The organism is Brevundimonas sp. AVps31, from assembly GCF_058681355.1.
Map to the genome: position 1 here is coordinate 2,598,049 of NZ_CM178736.1, position 17,441 is coordinate 2,615,489.

Sequence of the window (17,441 nt, forward strand, 5' to 3'; positions counted from 1 at the left end):
GTCGCCCTGTCCTTACCCTGTACCGCCGAAAGTGGCGAGGTTTAGGCGGATATAGATGCCTTCGGACGGTCCACTTGGTCGAACGCTTGTGTTGTCCCGGCGCCACCCCAGCTCAAAGCGGAAGCAGTCGTCGTCAAACAGCAGGCCGACTTCCGAGCGGGTGATGATGTCCCGCTCGAGGTCGGCGATGGCGGATCCGGCCACGCCCCAGTTGCCATAGACGAACTGTTGACCGGCCAGTTGAACAAACTCGTAGTTTCGGTTTGCCGGGCCCGGCAGGGGATTGGAGCGGTCAACGATGTAGCTGACCGTCGCCAGATTGCGCAGGCCCCAACGTCCGTCTGCCGCCACTTCTGCGCGACGGATGTCGCCGGACGAATCGATGGTGGCGTGGCCCCAGCCGCGAATCCGGTCGGAGGGAGAGAAACTGCCCTGCACCACCCAGTCCGAGGTGTCAGCCGACAGGCCGGTCGGATCGTAAAGCAGGCCGGGCGCATCAGGCACGGGAATCAGGAAGGCGGACTGTTCGCTGTCGCGGAAACTGCGCCCGACGAAGAGGCTGGCCTGACGGCCTTCGCCCCAGCGCAGGGTCGTCCGGGCCCCGGTCGTGAATCGCAGGCCGCCCTCCAGCATGTCGTAACCGGGGAAGCGGTCGATGCGGAACAGGGAGCTCTCGTCCAGTTCCAGCGTGGCGCTGTCCTCGTTCGGAATACGGGGGTCGAGGTCCGGGTCGGTGGAGATCGACAGCTGGGCCATCGGCTCGATGATCAGGTCGGCGCCCGGCGCGATACGGCGGATCAGCGGCCACGACACGTCCAGACCGGCGGTGGCGCGGCTGCGGGTGATGGTGTCGCCATCGACGCCCAGAACCGGCGGCAGGTCGCTGACGGAGTAGATGTCGGCGCGGACGTCGACAAACGGCTCCCAGCGCAGGCCCATGGGCGAGGTCATCGCGCGACGCCATTCCGCCTGACCCGAAACGCGACGGCTGTCGATGCCCGGGTAGCCGAGGGTCGGTCCGGCCGGAATCAGGTCCGGACGAAGGACGGGGCTGCCGATATAGTCATCGCGATACAGTGAGACGGCGGATCCGCGCAGACGGAGGCGGCCGCCGAGAACCGGACCGTCCGGCTCCCACCGCGCCTCGATGAGCGGCGCGACATAGGGCAGTTCGCCGTCGCTTTCGAAGATGTTCAACGCCGGCGTATCGACGTTGAACTCCTTCACCCGAAGGCTCTGGATCGAGAAGGCGGCGATGGAGACGTAGGAACGGGCGGTCTGACGCTCGGCATACAGCTGCGAGATCAGGCGGCGTTCGTCGCCGTAGTACAGGCCGTTATCCTGATAGGGATCGCGGATGTCGTAGCGGTCGAACAGGGTCTTGTCGGACGTCCGTTCAGCGGTGAAGCCCCAGCGCCACGGGCCGTCGGGATCGAATGAGCCGTAAGCCAGCAAATAGCTGCGGCTGGTCCGGTCGCCGAAGCGGACGTCGTTCTCGATGTCGCCGTCGCCGTCGATGTCGAAATCGCCGAAATTCTTCTCGTAGGTGTAGCCGCCGCGCGCGACGATCATGCCGTTCGAGAAGCGGCGGCGCCATTGCAGGTTCAGGAAGGGCGCGACATCCGCATTGAACTGCGGGCTGATGAGCCAGTCTTCCGATGGCGAGATGACCTGTAGATAGGGCGCCTCGACGCTGATGCCGCGGCCTTGATCATAGCTGGGGATCGGCACCAGGAAGCCCGACGCCCGCTCCACCGTCGGGTCGGGGTGCGAGAAGAAGGGCAGGTAGAAGACCGGCACACCCCCGATCCGGAACACCGCGTTGCGATACAGGATGGCGCGCAGGGCCTCGTCCTGAACCACCTTCTCCGCCTGGATCGAGATGCTGGGCTGTTTCGGGTTTCCGTCCGCGTCGCAGATCGGGCAGGGCGTGAAGATGGCGTAGTTGAGCTCGTTGACCCGCTCGCTCCGTCGGACCGCCGTGGCCGCCATCAGACTGGCGCCGTTGCGGAAGCGGCTCGCGAAATCGACGGCGATGCCCGCACGCAGGTCCGAGTCGAGCTGAAGCTGGCTGGCGAAGACCTGGTTGCCGTCGGGATCCGTGAACTCCACGCGGTCACGGGCGCTGGCGATGCCCAGGTTCAGGTCATAGCTGACCTCGCCCGCGCGCAGGGTGGTGTTCTGGAACCGGGCCAGCACCCGCTCCTCTGCGCCGGTCGCGGTGATGACGTCGCCGGTGCGGGTGGTCGAATCGGCCTCGAGGTAGACGGCGTTCGGCGGCAGGCCGTCCGCGCCGGGCGCGTTGGCCGGTTGCGGCGCGGGCGTCTGCTGGGCGAAGGCCGTGCCGCCTGAGGCGACCAGCGCCACCGCGCCCACCCCGGCGAGGAGCCGGCGGCGCAGGGCTGCGGTACGGGGCCAGCGGCGGTCACGCTGCATGCAAGCTCACTTCAGAAAAGGCAGGGCAGGAAGGCGACGGATCGCTTAGCCGTCCTCGGTATAGAACAGCAAGGTGAACGCGGCGAGCGCTGTCAGCAATGGCGGCAGCCATGCGGCCAGCCACGGGGGGATAACCTCGGCGGAACCGAAAGCCGAGGCGGCCTGATTGATGAAGAAGAAGGCGAAGCCCAGCACCACGGCGGCGGCGCTCATCCGCGCCAGATCACCCAGGCGCATCAGGCGCAGGGAGAAGGCGGCGGCGAGAATCGACATGGCCGCGAACATCAGCGGCGTCGCCAACAACTGTTGCAGGCGCAGGGCGTAGGCCGTGGACGAAAAGCCGGCGTTCTCGACCCGGGCGATCTGCGCCGGGAGGGACCAGAAGGGCGTCGACTGGGGGCGGGCGAAGCGTTCGAAGGCTTCCTCGTCCGCCAGGCTGGAGGGCAGGTCGAGGGTCGCGTATCGCACCGCGCGCTGGCCGATCTGGGCGCCGACGGCGTCAACCAGACGCCAGCGCCCCGCGCTGAGCGAGGCCGAGGCGGCGTCGATCCGTTCCGAGAAGGCGCGCTGGCCCTCGCCGTCGTTGACGTAGATGAAGAAGGTCACGTCCAGCAGCCGTCCGCCCGCGCGGTCCTGCCGGTCGGCGCGGACGACCATCTGACGGGTGTCGTCGCCCTCGCGAATCCAGATGGCCTGGGGCGTGTCCGACCCGGCGACGGAGCCGGAGAGGCGCGAACGCTCACGCTGGAACAGGCCGTCGGCGGCCGAGGCCGCGGGACCGAGCGCGGCCACGGTCAGAATACCGAACAGGAAGGCCGCTCCGGCGGCCGGAAGCACGAATCGCCAGGCTGAAACCCCGGCGGCGCGCATGGCGATCAGTTCGCTGCGCCGGTTCAGGCCGACGAAGGCGCCGAGGGTGCCGAACAGGAAGACGAAGGGCAGGAGCTGCAAAATCACCTGGGGCGACTTCAGCGCCATCAGGCCCAGAATGCGCAGGGCCGAGAGGTCGACATCCGAACCCACCCCGCGGGAAATCTCCACGAAGTCGATCAGCATGATCAGGGCGGAGATGACGCCAAGGGCGACCGCCAGCGAGCGCGCCTGCTGGACCAGCACATAGCGCTCGATCCGGCCGATGCGCAGCCAGGGCGCCTTGAGCGAGGTGCGACCGGTCATGCGAACCTCGCCTTCAGCCGTTCCAGCGCCGGCCAGCGACGGCGGCGGCGAGGCTTGAGCGCGCGGAACAGCAGGCGCAGGGCGACGGCCGTGGCGGCGATGGGCAGGATGTACTGGAAGATATTGAGCCAGCCATTCCAGGCGCTGGCGGCGACGACGCCGTAGCCGAGGATGCGGACGACGAGGAAGGCGCCGGCCGCCTGGGCGATGCGCAGGCTATATCCCGTCCGGCTGAACGAACCGCCCAGCAGGGCCGCCAGGGCCATCGCCATGGCCATGAGGGCGTACAGCGGGGCGGTCAGGCGCGAGTGACCCTCGGCCGCCAGCTGACCTGCGGAGCCGACCTTTTCGAGATCGCGCGGCGAGGGGTTGAACAGCTGGGGCAGATAGAGATCCGCGGGCTTGTAGCGGACGGCGTCGTTGACATCGACGTACTGGGCCAGCGGCAGGTCCTGACGGCCGAAGGACAGATACTCCAGCACGCCCCGCGAGGAATACCGCTGCCACGACCCGTTCAGCAGGGTCAGATAAGGCTGGCCGTCGATGCGGCTGAAACGGGCCTCGGCGGCGTCCCACGTCGTCGTCTTGTCGCCGTCCTGCACGTAGACGAACAGGTTCTTCAGCAGGCCGTTCTGTTCGATCTGCTGGACATAGACGGTCAGGCCCTTGGGCCCCTGAACAAAATTGCCTTCTTCCACCAGCAGGGCGGCGAGGTCGGTGCGGACGGCGAAGGTCTCGTTGCGCGCCTCCCGCTGCGCCCAGGGCTGGGCCACGGTGGTGATGAACAGGGTCAGCAGGGCGGCGATGATCGCCAGCTTCATCATCGGCCGGATCGCCTGCCAGCGCGTGACGCCCGAGGCGAAGACAGCGGTCAGCTCCTGCTCCCGCTGCAGGCGGGTCAGGGCGGTCAGTGCGCCCACGAACAGGCCGATGGGAATAATGACGGCCAGCAGCTGGGGCAGGGCCAGCAGGGTCAATTTCACCATGACCCAGACGCTCTGGCCGCGCTCAACGATGAATTCGAGCTGGTCGAGGCTCTGGCTGAGAATGCCGATTCCGGCCAGCGCCAAGCACGCCGCCAACACCGGGCGGCCTATCTGGCGGAAAAGGTAGCCTTGAATCAACGTCATGAGGGAATAGAAATCGCCCGTTGCAGGCGGCGGCGAGGGAGAGCATCTAATACACACCCGTTTGCGCCGGTGAAACCGCGCGGACAATCCCACTCGCACAAGACCGGGGCTTTCATCCCGGCGGGAGCAGTAAATGAAGATCGAATTCGTCGCCTCGGCCAGCGCCGCCGAGGTTCTGGCCGTCCTGGTTCATGACGGCCGCGCCTTCGCGGGCAATGGATCGGCTGTGGATAACGCCACGTCGGGCGCCCTGACCAAGGCGATGACGAACAGCCGGTTCACCGGCGGCTCCAACAGCACCCTGATCGTCGCGGCCCCCGCGGGCGTGGATGCTGCGACCGTCGTGCTGACCGGCGCGGGCGATCCGGCCAAGTTCGATGATCTGGCGCTGGAGGCCGCCGCCGGCGCCGCCTATCACGCCGTGAAGCTGTCGGGCGCGACCTCGCTGACCATCGACGCCAGCTATCTGTCGGCCGATCAGGCCGCCCGCGCGGCCTTCGCCGCCCGTCTGGCCAGCTACCGGTTCCTCAAATACCGCACGACGCTGAAGGCCGAGAAGACGCCGTCGATCGAGACGATTAAGGTCGTCGCCGCCGACGTGACGGCCGCCGAAGCCGCCTGGGCGAGCTATTCGGCGGTCGCCGACGCGGTCGAGTTCTCGCGCGATCTGGTCGCCGAGCCGGCGAACATCCTCTACCCGGAAGAGTACGCCAGGCGCGTCAAGGCGCTGGAAAAGCTGGGCCTCGAGGTCGAGATCCTCGGCGAGAAGGAGCTGGAGAAACTCGGCTTCCGCACCCTGCTGGCCGTCGGCCAGGGCAGTGTGCGCGACAGCCAGGTCGTGATCATGAAGTGGAACGGCGGCGCCAAGGGCGAACAGCCGATCGCCTTCGTCGGCAAGGGCGTCTGCTTCGACACCGGCGGCATCTCGCTGAAGCCGGCGGACGGCATGGAAGACATGAAGTGGGACATGGGCGGTTCGGCCGCCGTGGTCGGCCTCATGCACGCTCTCGCAGGCCGCAAGGCCAAGGCCAATGTCGTCGGCGTCATCGGTCTGGTCGAGAACATGCCGGACGGCAACGCCCAGCGCCCGGGCGACGTCGTCGTCTCCCTGTCGGGCCAGACGGTCGAGGTGCTGAACACCGACGCCGAGGGCCGCCTCGTTCTGGCGGACTGCCTCTGGTACACGCAGGAGCGCTTCAAGCCGAAATTCATGCTGGATCTGGCGACCCTGACGGGCGCGATGATCGTGGCGCTGGGCCTGGAATACGCCGGCGTCTTCTCGAACTCGGACGAACTGGCCAACAACTTCCTGGCCGCCGGTCCCAAGGTCGGCGAGAACGCCTGGCGGATGCCGATTCCGGCCTTCTACGAGCGCCACATCGACACCCCGATCGCCGATGTGAAGAACACCGGCAACGGCCGCGCCGGCGGTTCGATCACCGCCGCCCTGTTCCTGCAGCGCTTCACCAACGGCACGCCGTGGGCGCACATCGACATCGCCCCGACCGCCTGGGTCAAGGACAGCCGCAACCCGACCGTGCCGGACGGCCCCGTGGGCTGGGGCGTGCGCACGCTCGACCGGATGGTGAAGGACTCCTACGAGTCCTGATCTCGGTCCGTCCACCTCAGGGGATGACGGCGCCTCACTGATCCTTCCCCCCTTGCGGGGGAAGGTGTCCGGCGGAGCCGGACGGATGGGGGGTGTCAACGCTTCAGGTTGCGGCTAATGTGCAATCTATGGCTGTCCACTTTGACAGGGCATACGCGTCTGCTCGGCGTCTGAGGAAGACGCCGACCCGTGCCGAGCGCGCGCTATGGCAGATGCTTAGAGACCGGCAAGTCGCCCGACTTCGCTTCCGCCGACAGATGCCCATCGGTCCCTATGTCGTCGACTTCTGCTGTCTCGCGGCCAAGCTGATCCTCGAAGCGGACGGCGGGGTACACATTCTCCGCAAACTCGAAGATGACGCGCGGGACGACTGGCTAAGGGCGCAGGGATTCGTCATCCTGCGCTTCGGCAACGAGACGATCCTCGCAAAGCCCAACACGGTTCTGGATGCGATACGCGCACATGCTGGCAAGACCGGGGAACACACCCCCCATCCGTCTCGCTCCGCGAGCCACCTTCCCCCGCAAGGGGGGAAGGGCGTGAGTCCTGCTTCTCCCGAAATCTGGTTCTACCATCTGGAACGGTCCAGCCTCGGCGACGTCCTGCCCGGCTTGCTGGAGAAGACGCGCGAGCGCGGCTGGCGGGCGGTGGTGCGGGCCTCCAACGCGCGTCTGCTGGACGACATGGACGATCATCTGTGGACGTGGCGCGACGAGAGCTTCCTGGCCCACGGGCGCGCCGGCGAGCCGCATGCGGATCGCCAGCCGATCGTGTTGACGCAGACTGTCGAGAACCCGAACGCCGCTCAGGCGCTGTTCATCCTGGATGGCTCAGAGCTTGGCGATACGGAGACACTGGAACGATGCTTCATTCTGTTCGACGGACGCGACGAGACCTCGCTGACCGGCGCGCGGGCGCGGTGGAAGGCGCTGAAGGAGGCCGGAGCCAATCTGGCCTACTGGAAACAGTCGCCCGAAGGACGCTGGGAAAAGGCGGCCTGATCGCCTTGGCCGCCCTGGCGGCCTGCACCTCGACCCCGCCGGCGTCAGACGCCCCGGCGCCCCGCGCCATCGAGGCCGCGGAGCAGAACCAGCCCGTCGGCACCCGCAACCCGCAGACCTCCACCGTCGATGTCTGCCGGGCCGGCGAGATGCAGTATCTGGTCGGCAAGCCGAAGACCGACATTCCGGTCCCCGTGGACGTCGTGAACCGACGCGTGACCTGCACCACCTGTCCGGTGACGCAGGACTTCTCGCCGTACCGTCTGAACATTCTTTTCAACGAGCAGACCCAGATCATCGAACAGGTCCGCTGCGGCTAACCCAGGGAGAACGCCCATGAGAATCCTGATGCTGAGCCTGGCGACTGTCGGACTGTTGTCCGCCTGCGCGCCGACTGCGGGGTCCGATCCCGCGACGCCGCCGTCCGACGGCCCCGCCGCCTGTAAGGCCGACCGCTATCAAAGGCTGGTGGGCACGAACCGCGCCCAGCTGCCGCAACAGCCCGCGGGCGAGACCTGGCGCGTGACCTGCACCACCTGCCCGGTGACGATGGACTACAATCCGCAACGCCTGAACATCGTCTATGACGAACCGACCGGCGTAATCCGGCAAGTCAAATGCGGCTGATCGCGGCGGGCGCCGCCGCCGTCATGCTGGTCGGGGCATGCGCTCCGGTCCAGCCCGTCGTGAACACCGACGCGCCGCAGACCTGCGACGCCGCCGCCGCCCGGTCGTTGATCGGCAGCCATGTCGGCGCGGTCGACTTCGCCGCCGGCGCGAACGTGCGCATCGTCTGCACGACCTGCGCCACCACGCGGGACTACCGCGCGGATCGGCTGAATGTGCGCTTCAACGAGCAGACCGGGATCATCGAGCGGGTCGACTGCGGTTAAGCTTGGCGAACCCCGGTCTCGGCCTCAGTATGAGCGCGAGACGGGGGACAAGGCGATGAAGCGCTTTCTGATGGCCGGCGTGACGCTGGCGACGATCCTGATCGGACCGGCGGCGGTCGCCGACGCGACGGCGGACCGGGCCGCGCGCGATCTGATCGAGCGGCCCCAGACCTGTGGCCGGGCGGGGTCCGCCCTGTCGGGCGCGCCGGTGGCCGATATGGTCATGGTCGACGGCTTCGGAACCGGCGGCTTCAGCATCGATACGGCCAATCCGGACGCACAGGCGTGGTTCAACCACGGCGTCCGCCTGCGGTGGGCGTTCGAGCACAAGGAAGCCGTGCGCGCTTTCCGGAAGGCCCGTCTGCTGGACCCGACCTGCGCCATGTGTGCGTGGGGCGAGGCCTGGGCGCTGGGGCCGAACCTGAACGGCGGCGGCGCCGACGACGAAAGCCAGGCCGCGGCGCTGAAGGCGGCGCGCGACGCCCGGCGGACGGCGCGGCGCGCGACGCCGATGCAGCGTCAGATGATGGACGCCCTGATCCAGCGCTATTCGGGAAGCCGGGACACCCGCGCCCGTCGCTTCGCCCAGGCGATGGACCGGATCGCCCGACGCAATCCGCAGGACGTGACCGTGGCGGCGCTGACCGCCGACGCCTGGATGCTGAAGGCGGACGAGTGGTGGGACAAGGACGGCAAGGCCGCGGACCCCGGCATCACCCGCGCGATGGAGATACTGGAGCGGACGCTGATCCAGGCGCCGAACGATCCCGGCGCGATCCACCTGTACATTCACCTGACCGAATGGTCCGACGATCCGCACAAGGCGATCCCCTATGGCGAGCGTCTGGCCCTGCTGGCGCCGGGCGCGAGCCATCTGGTGCACATGCCCTCGCACACCTTCTATCGGGTGGGGCGCTATCGCGAGGCGATGATGTCCAACGTCAACGCCGTGGCTCTGGACCTGCGTTACGACGAACTGGCGCGTCCGCCCGGCGGGGTGAAGGGAATGCCCCTGCACGGGCATAACATCCATTTCGGCATGGGCGGCGCGTTGATGTCCGGCGGGGCGGAGCAGGGGCTCATGCTCGCGGACCGCTTTCTGACCGTGCTGGGCGATGATCCGAGGATGGATTCGCCCTGGCCGCAGGCGATGGCGAACAACGCCTATGCCCTGTACGGGCGTTACGGAACGCCCGCGCAGATCGCCGCGCTGGCGGAACCGCCCGAGGGACGGCCGATCCAGCGCGCCGGCTGGCGCTACGCCCGCGGTGAGGCTGCGGCGCGGGCCGGTGACGCCGCTGCTGTGCGGGCGGAAGCCGCCGCCATCGCCGCCCTGCGCGTCGGTCTGCCGACCGAAGGGCAGGCCGCCATGGGCAGCCAGTTCACCGAAGTCTTCCAGCGCGTTCTGGAAGGCCGCGCCGCCATGATCGACGGCGACTGGGATGCGGCCGCCGAAGCCTATGCCGCGGCCGCCCGTATTCAGGGCGAGGGCAGTGAAGGCGGCGATCCGCCCATTGTCTGGTTCCCCACCCGCCGAAGTCTGGCCGCCGCCCTGCTGATGAAGGGTGACGCCGCCGGAGCGAAGGCGAAGATCACCGAACTGCTCGAGGACTGGCCGAACGATCCGTACAGCTATTTCGTGCTGGCCGAGGCCGAGACGGCGCTGGGCGACACCGCCGCCGCCGCCGAAGCCCGCCGCCACTCGCGGGTTGAGTGGATCGGCGGGGCGATGGATCTGAAACTGGCCTGACCCTAGTGGGCGCGCGCCTTGGCGGCGCGGATCGCGGCTTCCAGCGCTTCCGGCTGGATGCTGGCCTGGGCCTGACCGTTGATGATGAAGGTCGGGGTCGCCTGCAGGCCCATGGCCAGGGCGGCGGCGTCGGTGTCGACCAGATGGCGGGTCATTTCCGGGCTGGCGATGGCGGCGCGGGCGGCCTCCAGTGTCACGCCATTCTCGGCGAGGATGCGATCGACGGCCTCCGTCGTCAGGTCGCCTTCGGCCATGAGACCCCGGAAGACCGGCAGGTATTTGCCCTGGTCGTGCGCCGCCTGCGCCGCGCGGGCGGCATAGTGCGAAGGACCTGACGGGTCGCCCCGGTCCAGGATCGGCCAGTCCTTGAAGACGAAACGGACGTCGGGGTTGGCCTGCATAATCCGCAGGACTTCGGGTGCGGTCGCCTTGCAGCCCGGGCACTGGAAGTCGAAATATTCGACCACGGTGACCTTGGCGTCTACCGGTCCGAAGGCGGCGTCACGCGTGTCGGCGGCGAGCAGGGAAGGGCTGGCGGCGGCGCGACGCGTAATCGCCTCGGCCACGCCGACGCTTTCTTTCGTCTGAAGGGCGCGGCTCATTTCCTGAAGCATCTCGGGATGGTTCAGCAGATAGCGGCGGATGGAGGCGTCCGAGGTTCCACCGCCGAAATAGGGCACGACGGCCAGGGCCAACGCCGCCGCCGAGACCGCCAGCGCCGCCACCCCGGCGCGCGGGCCGGTCAGGAAACGGGACACGGCCGAGGGCTGTTCGGGACGGGGGGCAGGCGTTTCGTCGGTCATGCGGTCCTTTGGAATCTCAGCTGGAGGCCGGTACGACGACCGGACGGTTGCGGCTGTTGCGGCGGTCGACGTCATCGACGTCGTCCTGGGTGGCGCCCGAGGCGAACACGATGTCCATCGCGCGGGTCCATTCGCTGCTGCCCCGGGGCAGCATGTCACGGGCGCGCAGGGCGAACTGGGTGGCCTGGGTTTCGGCGCCCATGGCGAAATACATTTCGGCGGAGGCCAGACGCGCCTCGCCCTCCTTGCCCTGGGTCGCATAGGCCTGCGACAGCAGACGCCAGCCCATGGTGTTGTCGGCCTCCAGGGCGGTGGCGCGTTTCAGCTGGTCGATGGCCAGGGCGATCTGGGCCGCGTCCTGGGTCTCGATCATGGCGTGGGCCAGATTGATGCGCAGCAGGGGGGCGTCAGGCTTCAGCTCGACCGAGCGCTGGTGCGCGCCGATGGCGTCAGCCGGGCGACCTTCCTCGAACAGGATCTGGCCCTTCAGCTCCCAGAAATACGGGTTCTCCGGCTGCTCGCCCAGCAGGACATCGACCGCCGTCAGTGCGCGGTCGGTCTGGCCGTCGCGATACCAGGCGATGGCGCGCGCGTAGCGGGCGGGCAGGCTCTCGTCCGTCTCCGGGTAGGCGCGCAAGGTGCTGTTCGGCGCATCCATGAAGGCGTGGATCTTGGCGAGGATCAGGGCGTGCTGGGCGACGCGCTCAGCGCTGTCCTGATGATCGTAATGCGGTTGTTCCGCCACCAGACGCCGCAGGTTCTCGATGCGATCCGACGACAGCGGGTGGCTGCGGAAATAGGGATAGCGCCGGGCGTCGGAGAAGACTTCCTGCGACCGGAAATTCTCGAAGAAGGTCAGCAGTCCCTTGCCGGATTCACCCGCCCGTTCCAGCGCGCGGGCGCCGGTGTTGTCGGCCTCGCCTTCCTGATGGGTCATGTAGCGCAGGGCGCTGAGGGTGCCGAAATACTGGCTGTTGCCGAGCAGGATCGCGCCCGCGTCCGGCGCGCCGGCGGCGATGGCGAGGGCGCCCAGGGCCATGGTCATCAGCATGGGCTGCATGCCCGCCTGCTGGGCGCCGTCACGCAGGGTGTGGCGGTTCTTCACGTGCCCGGCTTCGTGCGCGATGACGCCCAGAAGCTCGTTGGCGTTTCGGGTGCGCAGGATCAATCCGGTGTTGACCCCGATGATCCGTCCGCGCGTGGCGAAAGCGTTGAGATCATCCTCGTTGATCAGCAGGATTTCGACTTCGGACGATTCCAGGCCCATGGCCGTGAACACGGGATCCGACCAGTCGTGGATGATGGCCTCGATCTCGGTGTCCCGGATGGCGCTCTGGGCCGAGGCGGGGGAGGCCGCCATCAGCCCCAGGCCGATGGCGGTCGCTACGCCTGACAGGCGGGCGGCGTTTCGAGACAGCCAGGACATGGCGAACTCCCTGAAGACCCGGACGCCCCCGCCCGTTGTTATGGTCACAACCTAATCGCGGCCTTTCAGCGGCGCCACCATCCACGTTTCGGCTTTTCGGGCGGTGCGGCGATCTGGTTCGGATCTTCCGCGATCAGGGCCGCGACATCGACTTCCGGCTTCGGAGGTTCGACCGCTTCGACGACCGGGGCCGGGATGGGCTCCGAGACCTCTTCGGCGACGACTTCCGGCTCCGGCGTCACGACCGGCGCGTCCGGCGCGATATCCAGCACGACGGGCTCGCCGACCGGCTCAGCCTCGTTGGGCTCGACCGTCGAGACCGGGGCCTCGTCAGACGCTTCGCCGGCGGAGGCGGAGACCTTGCGGCGCACGCGGCGACGCTTGGGCTCTTCGATCAGGACCGGGGCGCTTTCGACTTCGGCGTCCGGAATGACGACCGCGGCCGGCGTGTCCGGCGAACCGTCAGCGGGCATGCCTTCGTTGGTGGCGCGGGTCTCGGTCTTGACCTCGTGGGTCAGGCCGGCGTCCGAACCGCGATCCCGGCCGCGACCGCGACCGCGACGACGGCGCGAACGCCCGTTGCGCTCGCCGCCGACTTCACCGTCGGGACGTTCGCCGACGACTTCATCCACGTCGCCAGCATCGGTTTCCTTGGCCGGACCCTCGGCGCGCGGGGCGCGTTCCGGGGCGATCGGGTCGAACCAGACATAGGGATCGTCCAGCGAAGGCGTGCGGCCACGGACCCAGAAGAAGGAATCGCGCTCGGCGGCGCCGCCCTCTTCACGCATCCGGCGACCGCCACGACGTCCGCGGCGACGGCGGCGTCCGCCTTCACCGTCATCCTCGTCATCCGCCAGGGCGGGGACGCTGTCGTCGGCGGCGATCTCGGCGCCCGCGTCGGCGGGGGCGTCCGCCTCGTCACGGCGACCGCCGCGGCGGCGGTTGCGGCCACGGCCGCGGCCGCGATCGCCGTCCTGGCGCTCCGCGCGTTCGCGCGGTTGATCGTCGTCCTCGTCCTCGCGTTCGAGATCGGCGTCATCGTCCTCGATGATGTCCTCCTCGTCCTCGTCTTCTTCGTCAGCGTAGGCGCTGTCGTCGAAGTCGTCGTCCAGATCGATGAAGGGATCCGCGCCTTCCGGCGGGGTGAAGTCTTCGTTGGTCTCGGTCCGCTCGATGGTGCTTTCGCCCTGACCGAGGGTGTCGTCGATGAGGATGACCACGTTCAGGCCGCGCTGGATCAGCAGGCTCTGCAGATAGTCGCGCTTGTGGTTCAGGATATAGAGGGCCACGGCGGTGCAGACGCGCAGGTTGACCGAACCCGCGCCGTTCTTGCCGGCTTCGATGTCGACCGCGCGCAGGGTGACGAGCGAGGCGCTCTCCGCCGAGCGGATGCGGCCGGCGCCCTGACAGTGCGGGCAGATCTCGGTGGCGCCCTCGATCACGCCCAGACGCCGCCGCTGACGGCTGATCTCCATCAGGCCGAAGCCCGAGATGCGACCCATCTGGATGCGGGCGCGGTCCTTGGCGAGCGCGTCCTTCAGCACCTTCTCGACCGCGCGATTGTTCTTCGACTCATCCATGTCGATGAAGTCGATGACGATCAGGCCCGCGAGGTCGCGCAGGCGCAGCTGGCGGGCGGCCTCGGCGGCGGCCTCCATGTTCGTCTTGAAGGCCGTGGCCTCGACGTTGCGCTCCTTGGTGGCGCGGCCCGAGTTGACGTCGATGGCGACCAGCGCCTCGGTCTGGTTGATGACCAGATAGCCGCCGGACTTCAGGTTCACGACCGGCTGGTGGATCTGGGTCAGGGTCTCTTCAATGCCGTTCGAGGCGAACAGCGGACGCGAGCCCTGATAGAGGTGCACCTTCTTCGCCTGGGCGGGCATCAACACCCGCATGAAGTCGCGCGCTTCCTTGAAGCCCTGCACGCCCTCGACCTGGATGCCGTCGAAATCCTTGTCGAACATGTCGCGCACGGCGCGGCGGACGAGGTTTTCTTCCTCGTAGATCATCGCCGGAGCGTTGGAAGACAGGGTCGTCTCGCGGATCGTCTCCCACAGGCGCAGCAGATATTCGTAATCGCGCTTGATCTCGGCCTTGGTGCGCTTGGCGCCGGCGGTGCGAATGATCAGGCCCATCCCTTGCGGCACATGCAGGGCGGCCGCGGCGGCCTTCAGGCGCTTGCGGTCAGAGGCCTGGGTGATCTTGCGGGAAATGCCGCCGCCCTTGCCGGTATTGGGCATCAGCACGCAGTAGCGGCCGGCCAGCGACAGCCAGGTGGTGAGAGCCGCGCCCTTGCCGCCGCGCTCGTCCTTGACGACCTGCACCAGCAGGATCTGACGGCGCTTGATGACGTCCTGGATCTTGTAGCGACGCATCAGGCGGCGCTTCAGGCGTTCCTCCTCGGCCAGGCCGCCTTCGTGGTCTCCGTCGTCGCTGTCGCGGCCGAAGTCGTCGTGATCGTCATCGTCCGAGTGGGCCTCGGCCATGATGGCTTCACGGTCGGCGACCGGGATCTGGTAATAGTCGGGGTGGATCTCGTTGAAGGCCAGGAAGCCGTGGCGATTGCCGCCGTATTCCACGAACGCAGCCTGCAGGCTGGGCTCTACGCGGGTGACCTTGGCGAGATAGATGTTGCCGCGAAGCTGGCGCTTCGCGCGGGATTCAAAGTCGAATTCCTCGACCTGACGGCCCTCGACGATGGCGACGCGGGTTTCTTCCGCGTGCGCCGCATCGATCAACATGGTCTTTGACATCGATAGTCTCTCTCTGGCGCGCTCGGGCCCGTCCGGTCAGCACGTGGCTGAGGGACGCGGCGGCTCGCCGAATGGGTGTTGGGGTGGCGCGCGCCGTCGATGCCTCGTCGCCACGGCATGCGCCGCGGGCGAAGTCGGTCAAATCTGACCGGAGGTTGAGGCTGGCGTTTGCGCCCATGGGTCGGTTCGGTCCTGGACCCTTCCGCGCCTCGATAAGGCGGCGATGCGGGCCCGGTTCGTCAGATCGTCGGCGCCTTGAACGGCCGGTCGATCCTCGGATCAGTGAAAGCAGCGCTGCGAGGAGGGCGCGTCCCGGACCCGGCAGAGCGGACGGACGCGATCATTCGCAAGCCGACAAAGCATAGTCACTGGAAACGTGAATGAAAAGGCGCATCGGCCTTAACCCGTTGGCGACGACGTTCGTGCAGGATGCAGCCAACCATAAAGGTGGGTCTCCGTTGTCATGAACGCGCTGTCGCGCATCAAGCTGTCACAGTGGGGCGTTCGCGAGTGGGCGATGACGGCTTTGGCCTTCATTGTCTTCTGTGCGGCCTTGCTGCTGGCCGGCCGGGGACTCGCGTCGGGCGCGATGGGCGAGGTCATGCGCGTGCGGTTCGGCGGCGACGCCCAACGGACCCGGGTCGTGGTCGATCTGGATCGCACCTCGCGCGGTGAGGTGATCCAGCCCGGCTCGGATGGCCGCGTGGTCGTGGCCCTGTCTGGTGTGGCGCCGCATCGAAGCCTGAGCGGTACGGGCGTCGGACTGGTGCGCGGCTATCGCGTGGCGGGTTCGGGGGCAGCCTCGCGGGTTGAACTGGATCTGGCCGTCAGCGCCGAGATCGAGCGCCGCTTCCTGTTGCCGCCCGGCGACGGGGTCGAACACTATCGGTACGTCATCGACCTGAAGGCGACGGGGCGCGCGCTGACCGCACCGCGCCCGACGCCCCGGAACGCGCCGCGCCGGACGGAACGCCCCCTGATCTATATCGACGCCGGCCACGGCGGTCGCGATCCGGGCGCCCAGGGCGCGCACGCCAGGGAAAGCGACGTCACCCTGGCCGCCGCCCTGATGCTGAAGCAGGAGCTGGAGCGGTCCGGCCGCTATCGCGTCCGTCTGACGCGCGACAGCGACGTCTATGTCGGCCTGAACCGCCGCCCGACCATCGCCCGCCAGGCGGGAGCGGACCTGTTCATCTCGCTGCACGCCGACGCCATCGCCGATCCGGCCACCCGCGGCGCCAGTGTCTATACCCTGTCGGAACAGGGCGCGGGCCGGGCGGTGCGGGAGATCACCCGTGATGAGAACTGGCACCGTAGCCTGAACCTGCCCGGTCGCGACTCCTCCGTCGACCGCATCCTGCTGGATATGACGCAACGCGCGACGCAGAACCGCTCGGCGCTGCTGGCGCGCACATTGCTGACCGAGATCGAGGACGCGGACCATCCGCTGCTGCGTCGCAGCCACCGCGACGCCGGTCTGGCCGTGCTGTTGTCGCCCGATGTGCCCGCCGTTCTGCTGGAGATGGGCTACATCACCAATCCCGAGGATGAGCGCCTGCTGACCGACACGCGCGCGCGCCGTCGCCTGATGCGGGCCGTGGCCGCCGGTATCGACGGCTATTTCGCCTCGCCGAACGGTGCGTTGCAGATGGCTTCGGCCAGCGATGCGGGACGGCCGTGACGGTCAAGGTCGCGCACAACGTTTGAAGCGACTATCTGGGTCGCATGCGCCTGCGTGTCGTTGATCTGGAAACCACCGGTGGAGACCGGACCGCCGAAATCATCGAGGTCGGCATCGTCGACGTCGTGCCGGACGGGGAGGGCTGGAAGGCCATGCCACCGGTAACGAAGCTGTTCCGGCCACGCGGCGAGATCTCGGTCCACGCCATGGCCGTGCACCACCTCACTCAGGACGATTTCGGTCCCGACGATCCACACTGCGACGAATACGCCCTGCGCGAGATGTTCGCCCAGCCCGCCGATGTCATGGTGGCCCATGCCGCCAATTTCGAGCGCGGCTTCATCGCCGACACCGCGCATGGTGGTCTGCCGTGGGTCTGTACCGTTCGCTCGGCCAAGGCGGTGTGGCCGCAGGCGCCGGGGCATTCCAATCAGGTGCTGCGCTACTGGCGCAAGCTGAGGCTGGACCCCGCGCTGGCCAATCCGGCCCACCGGGCGGGGCCGGACGCCTGGGTCACGGCGCACCTGCTGATCGACCTGCTGAAAGAGGCGACGGTCGAGCAGATGATCCAGTGGACCCGCGAACCGCGGCGTCTGGACAAGATCCCGTTCGGCAAGCATCGCGGTAGTCGCTGGGCGGATGCCCCCGCGGACTACCTTCGCTGGATGGCCGGGCAGTCTGACATGGACGCCGATGTCGTGGCCGCTGCGCGACAGGAGCTGGAACGTCGCACCGCGTCTTCGACAGGACCTCTGGCGGGCGTGACCGACGCGGGCTAAAGCG

At 68.0% G+C, this 17,441-nt stretch carries 14 protein-coding genes and 1 pseudogene; 9 read left to right on the forward strand and 6 right to left on the reverse strand.

The annotated features are described in order from the left end of the window. Positions 1-12 precede the first annotated feature (12 nt). Genes ACW174_RS12685 through ACW174_RS12695 form a run of 3 tightly spaced genes read right to left on the reverse strand, consistent with a single transcriptional unit; the run spans position 13 to position 4,682 of the window. Positions 13-2,436 carry an LPS-assembly protein LptD gene (locus tag ACW174_RS12685; protein ID WP_492014796.1) on the reverse strand — a complete coding sequence of 808 codons (2,424 nt, stop codon included), beginning with the start codon at positions 2,434-2,436 and terminating at the stop codon, positions 13-15. Between the two features lie 45 nt (positions 2,437-2,481). After that, positions 2,482-3,612, reverse strand: coding sequence for an LPS export ABC transporter permease LptG (gene lptG / locus ACW174_RS12690; RefSeq protein ID WP_492014797.1), 1,131 nt, complete (start codon positions 3,610-3,612; stop codon positions 2,482-2,484). Continuing rightward, the gene (locus tag ACW174_RS12695; RefSeq protein WP_492014798.1) at positions 3,609-4,682 is read right to left on the reverse strand and encodes an LptF/LptG family permease; all 1,074 of its coding nucleotides are present in this window, start codon (positions 4,680-4,682) and stop codon (positions 3,609-3,611) included. The genes lptG and ACW174_RS12695 overlap by 4 nt, the downstream gene beginning before the upstream one ends. Positions 4,683-4,875: 193 nt before the next feature. Between ACW174_RS12695 and ACW174_RS12700 the strand changes: the two genes are divergently transcribed. The 7 genes and pseudogenes from ACW174_RS12700 to ACW174_RS12730 all read left to right on the forward strand — a co-directional run bounded on the left by ACW174_RS12700 (position 4,876) and on the right by ACW174_RS12730 (position 9,995). After that, entirely contained in the window at positions 4,876-6,351 is a 1,476-nt protein-coding gene (locus ACW174_RS12700) for a leucyl aminopeptidase (protein ID WP_492014799.1), read from the forward strand. A 212-nt stretch (positions 6,352-6,563) separates the two neighbouring features. Further along, positions 6,564-6,749 (forward strand): annotated as a pseudogene (locus tag ACW174_RS12705) (DUF559 domain-containing protein); the annotation flags it as partial. Positions 6,750-6,890: 141 nt separating this feature from the next. Beyond that, complete coding sequence (locus ACW174_RS12710; RefSeq protein WP_492017275.1) at positions 6,891-7,352, forward strand: DNA polymerase III subunit chi; 462 nt, start codon at positions 6,891-6,893, stop codon at positions 7,350-7,352. Positions 7,353-7,357: 5 nt separating this feature from the next. After that, positions 7,358-7,672 (forward strand): hypothetical protein, encoded by a 315-nt coding sequence (locus ACW174_RS12715; protein ID WP_492014800.1) that lies wholly within the window; start codon positions 7,358-7,360, stop codon positions 7,670-7,672. A gap of 16 nt (positions 7,673-7,688) precedes the next feature. Next, on the forward strand, positions 7,689-7,979 hold the full coding sequence (locus ACW174_RS12720) for an I78 family peptidase inhibitor (RefSeq protein WP_492014802.1): 291 nt from the start codon (positions 7,689-7,691) through the stop codon (positions 7,977-7,979). After that, on the forward strand, positions 7,970-8,245 hold the full coding sequence (locus ACW174_RS12725) for a hemolysin (RefSeq protein WP_492014804.1): 276 nt from the start codon (positions 7,970-7,972) through the stop codon (positions 8,243-8,245). Before ACW174_RS12720 ends, ACW174_RS12725 begins: the two co-directional genes overlap by 10 nt. A 55-nt stretch (positions 8,246-8,300) precedes the next feature. Continuing rightward, positions 8,301-9,995 (forward strand): tetratricopeptide repeat protein, encoded by a 1,695-nt coding sequence (locus ACW174_RS12730; protein ID WP_492014805.1) that lies wholly within the window; start codon positions 8,301-8,303, stop codon positions 9,993-9,995. 2 nt (positions 9,996-9,997) lie between these two features. On the opposite strand, the gene ACW174_RS12735 is transcribed toward ACW174_RS12730, so the two are convergent. From ACW174_RS12735 to ACW174_RS12745, 3 genes are all read right to left on the reverse strand, one after another. Further along, positions 9,998-10,798: a thioredoxin domain-containing protein gene (locus ACW174_RS12735; protein WP_492014807.1), complete on the reverse strand. Its 801-nt coding sequence runs from the start codon at positions 10,796-10,798 to the stop codon at positions 9,998-10,000. 16 nt (positions 10,799-10,814) lie between these two features. Next, positions 10,815-12,224, reverse strand: a complete 1,410-nt coding sequence (locus ACW174_RS12740; protein WP_492014808.1) for a M48 family metalloprotease — start codon at positions 12,222-12,224, stop codon at positions 10,815-10,817. 65 nt (positions 12,225-12,289) lie between these two features. Then, positions 12,290-14,977 carry an Rne/Rng family ribonuclease gene (locus ACW174_RS12745; protein ID WP_492014809.1) on the reverse strand — a complete coding sequence of 896 codons (2,688 nt, stop codon included), beginning with the start codon at positions 14,975-14,977 and terminating at the stop codon, positions 12,290-12,292. A 517-nt stretch (positions 14,978-15,494) separates the two neighbouring features. Between ACW174_RS12745 and ACW174_RS12750 the strand changes: the two genes are divergently transcribed. Both ACW174_RS12750 and ACW174_RS12755 read left to right on the forward strand, forming a co-directional pair. Beyond that, a complete protein-coding gene (locus ACW174_RS12750) occupies positions 15,495-16,658 on the forward strand; it encodes an N-acetylmuramoyl-L-alanine amidase family protein (protein ID WP_492017276.1) in 1,164 nt (387 codons plus the stop codon). A 44-nt stretch (positions 16,659-16,702) separates the two neighbouring features. Beyond that, positions 16,703-17,437 carry an exonuclease domain-containing protein gene (locus ACW174_RS12755; protein WP_492014810.1) on the forward strand — a complete coding sequence of 245 codons (735 nt, stop codon included), beginning with the start codon at positions 16,703-16,705 and terminating at the stop codon, positions 17,435-17,437. Positions 17,438-17,441: the final 4 nt, after the last annotated feature.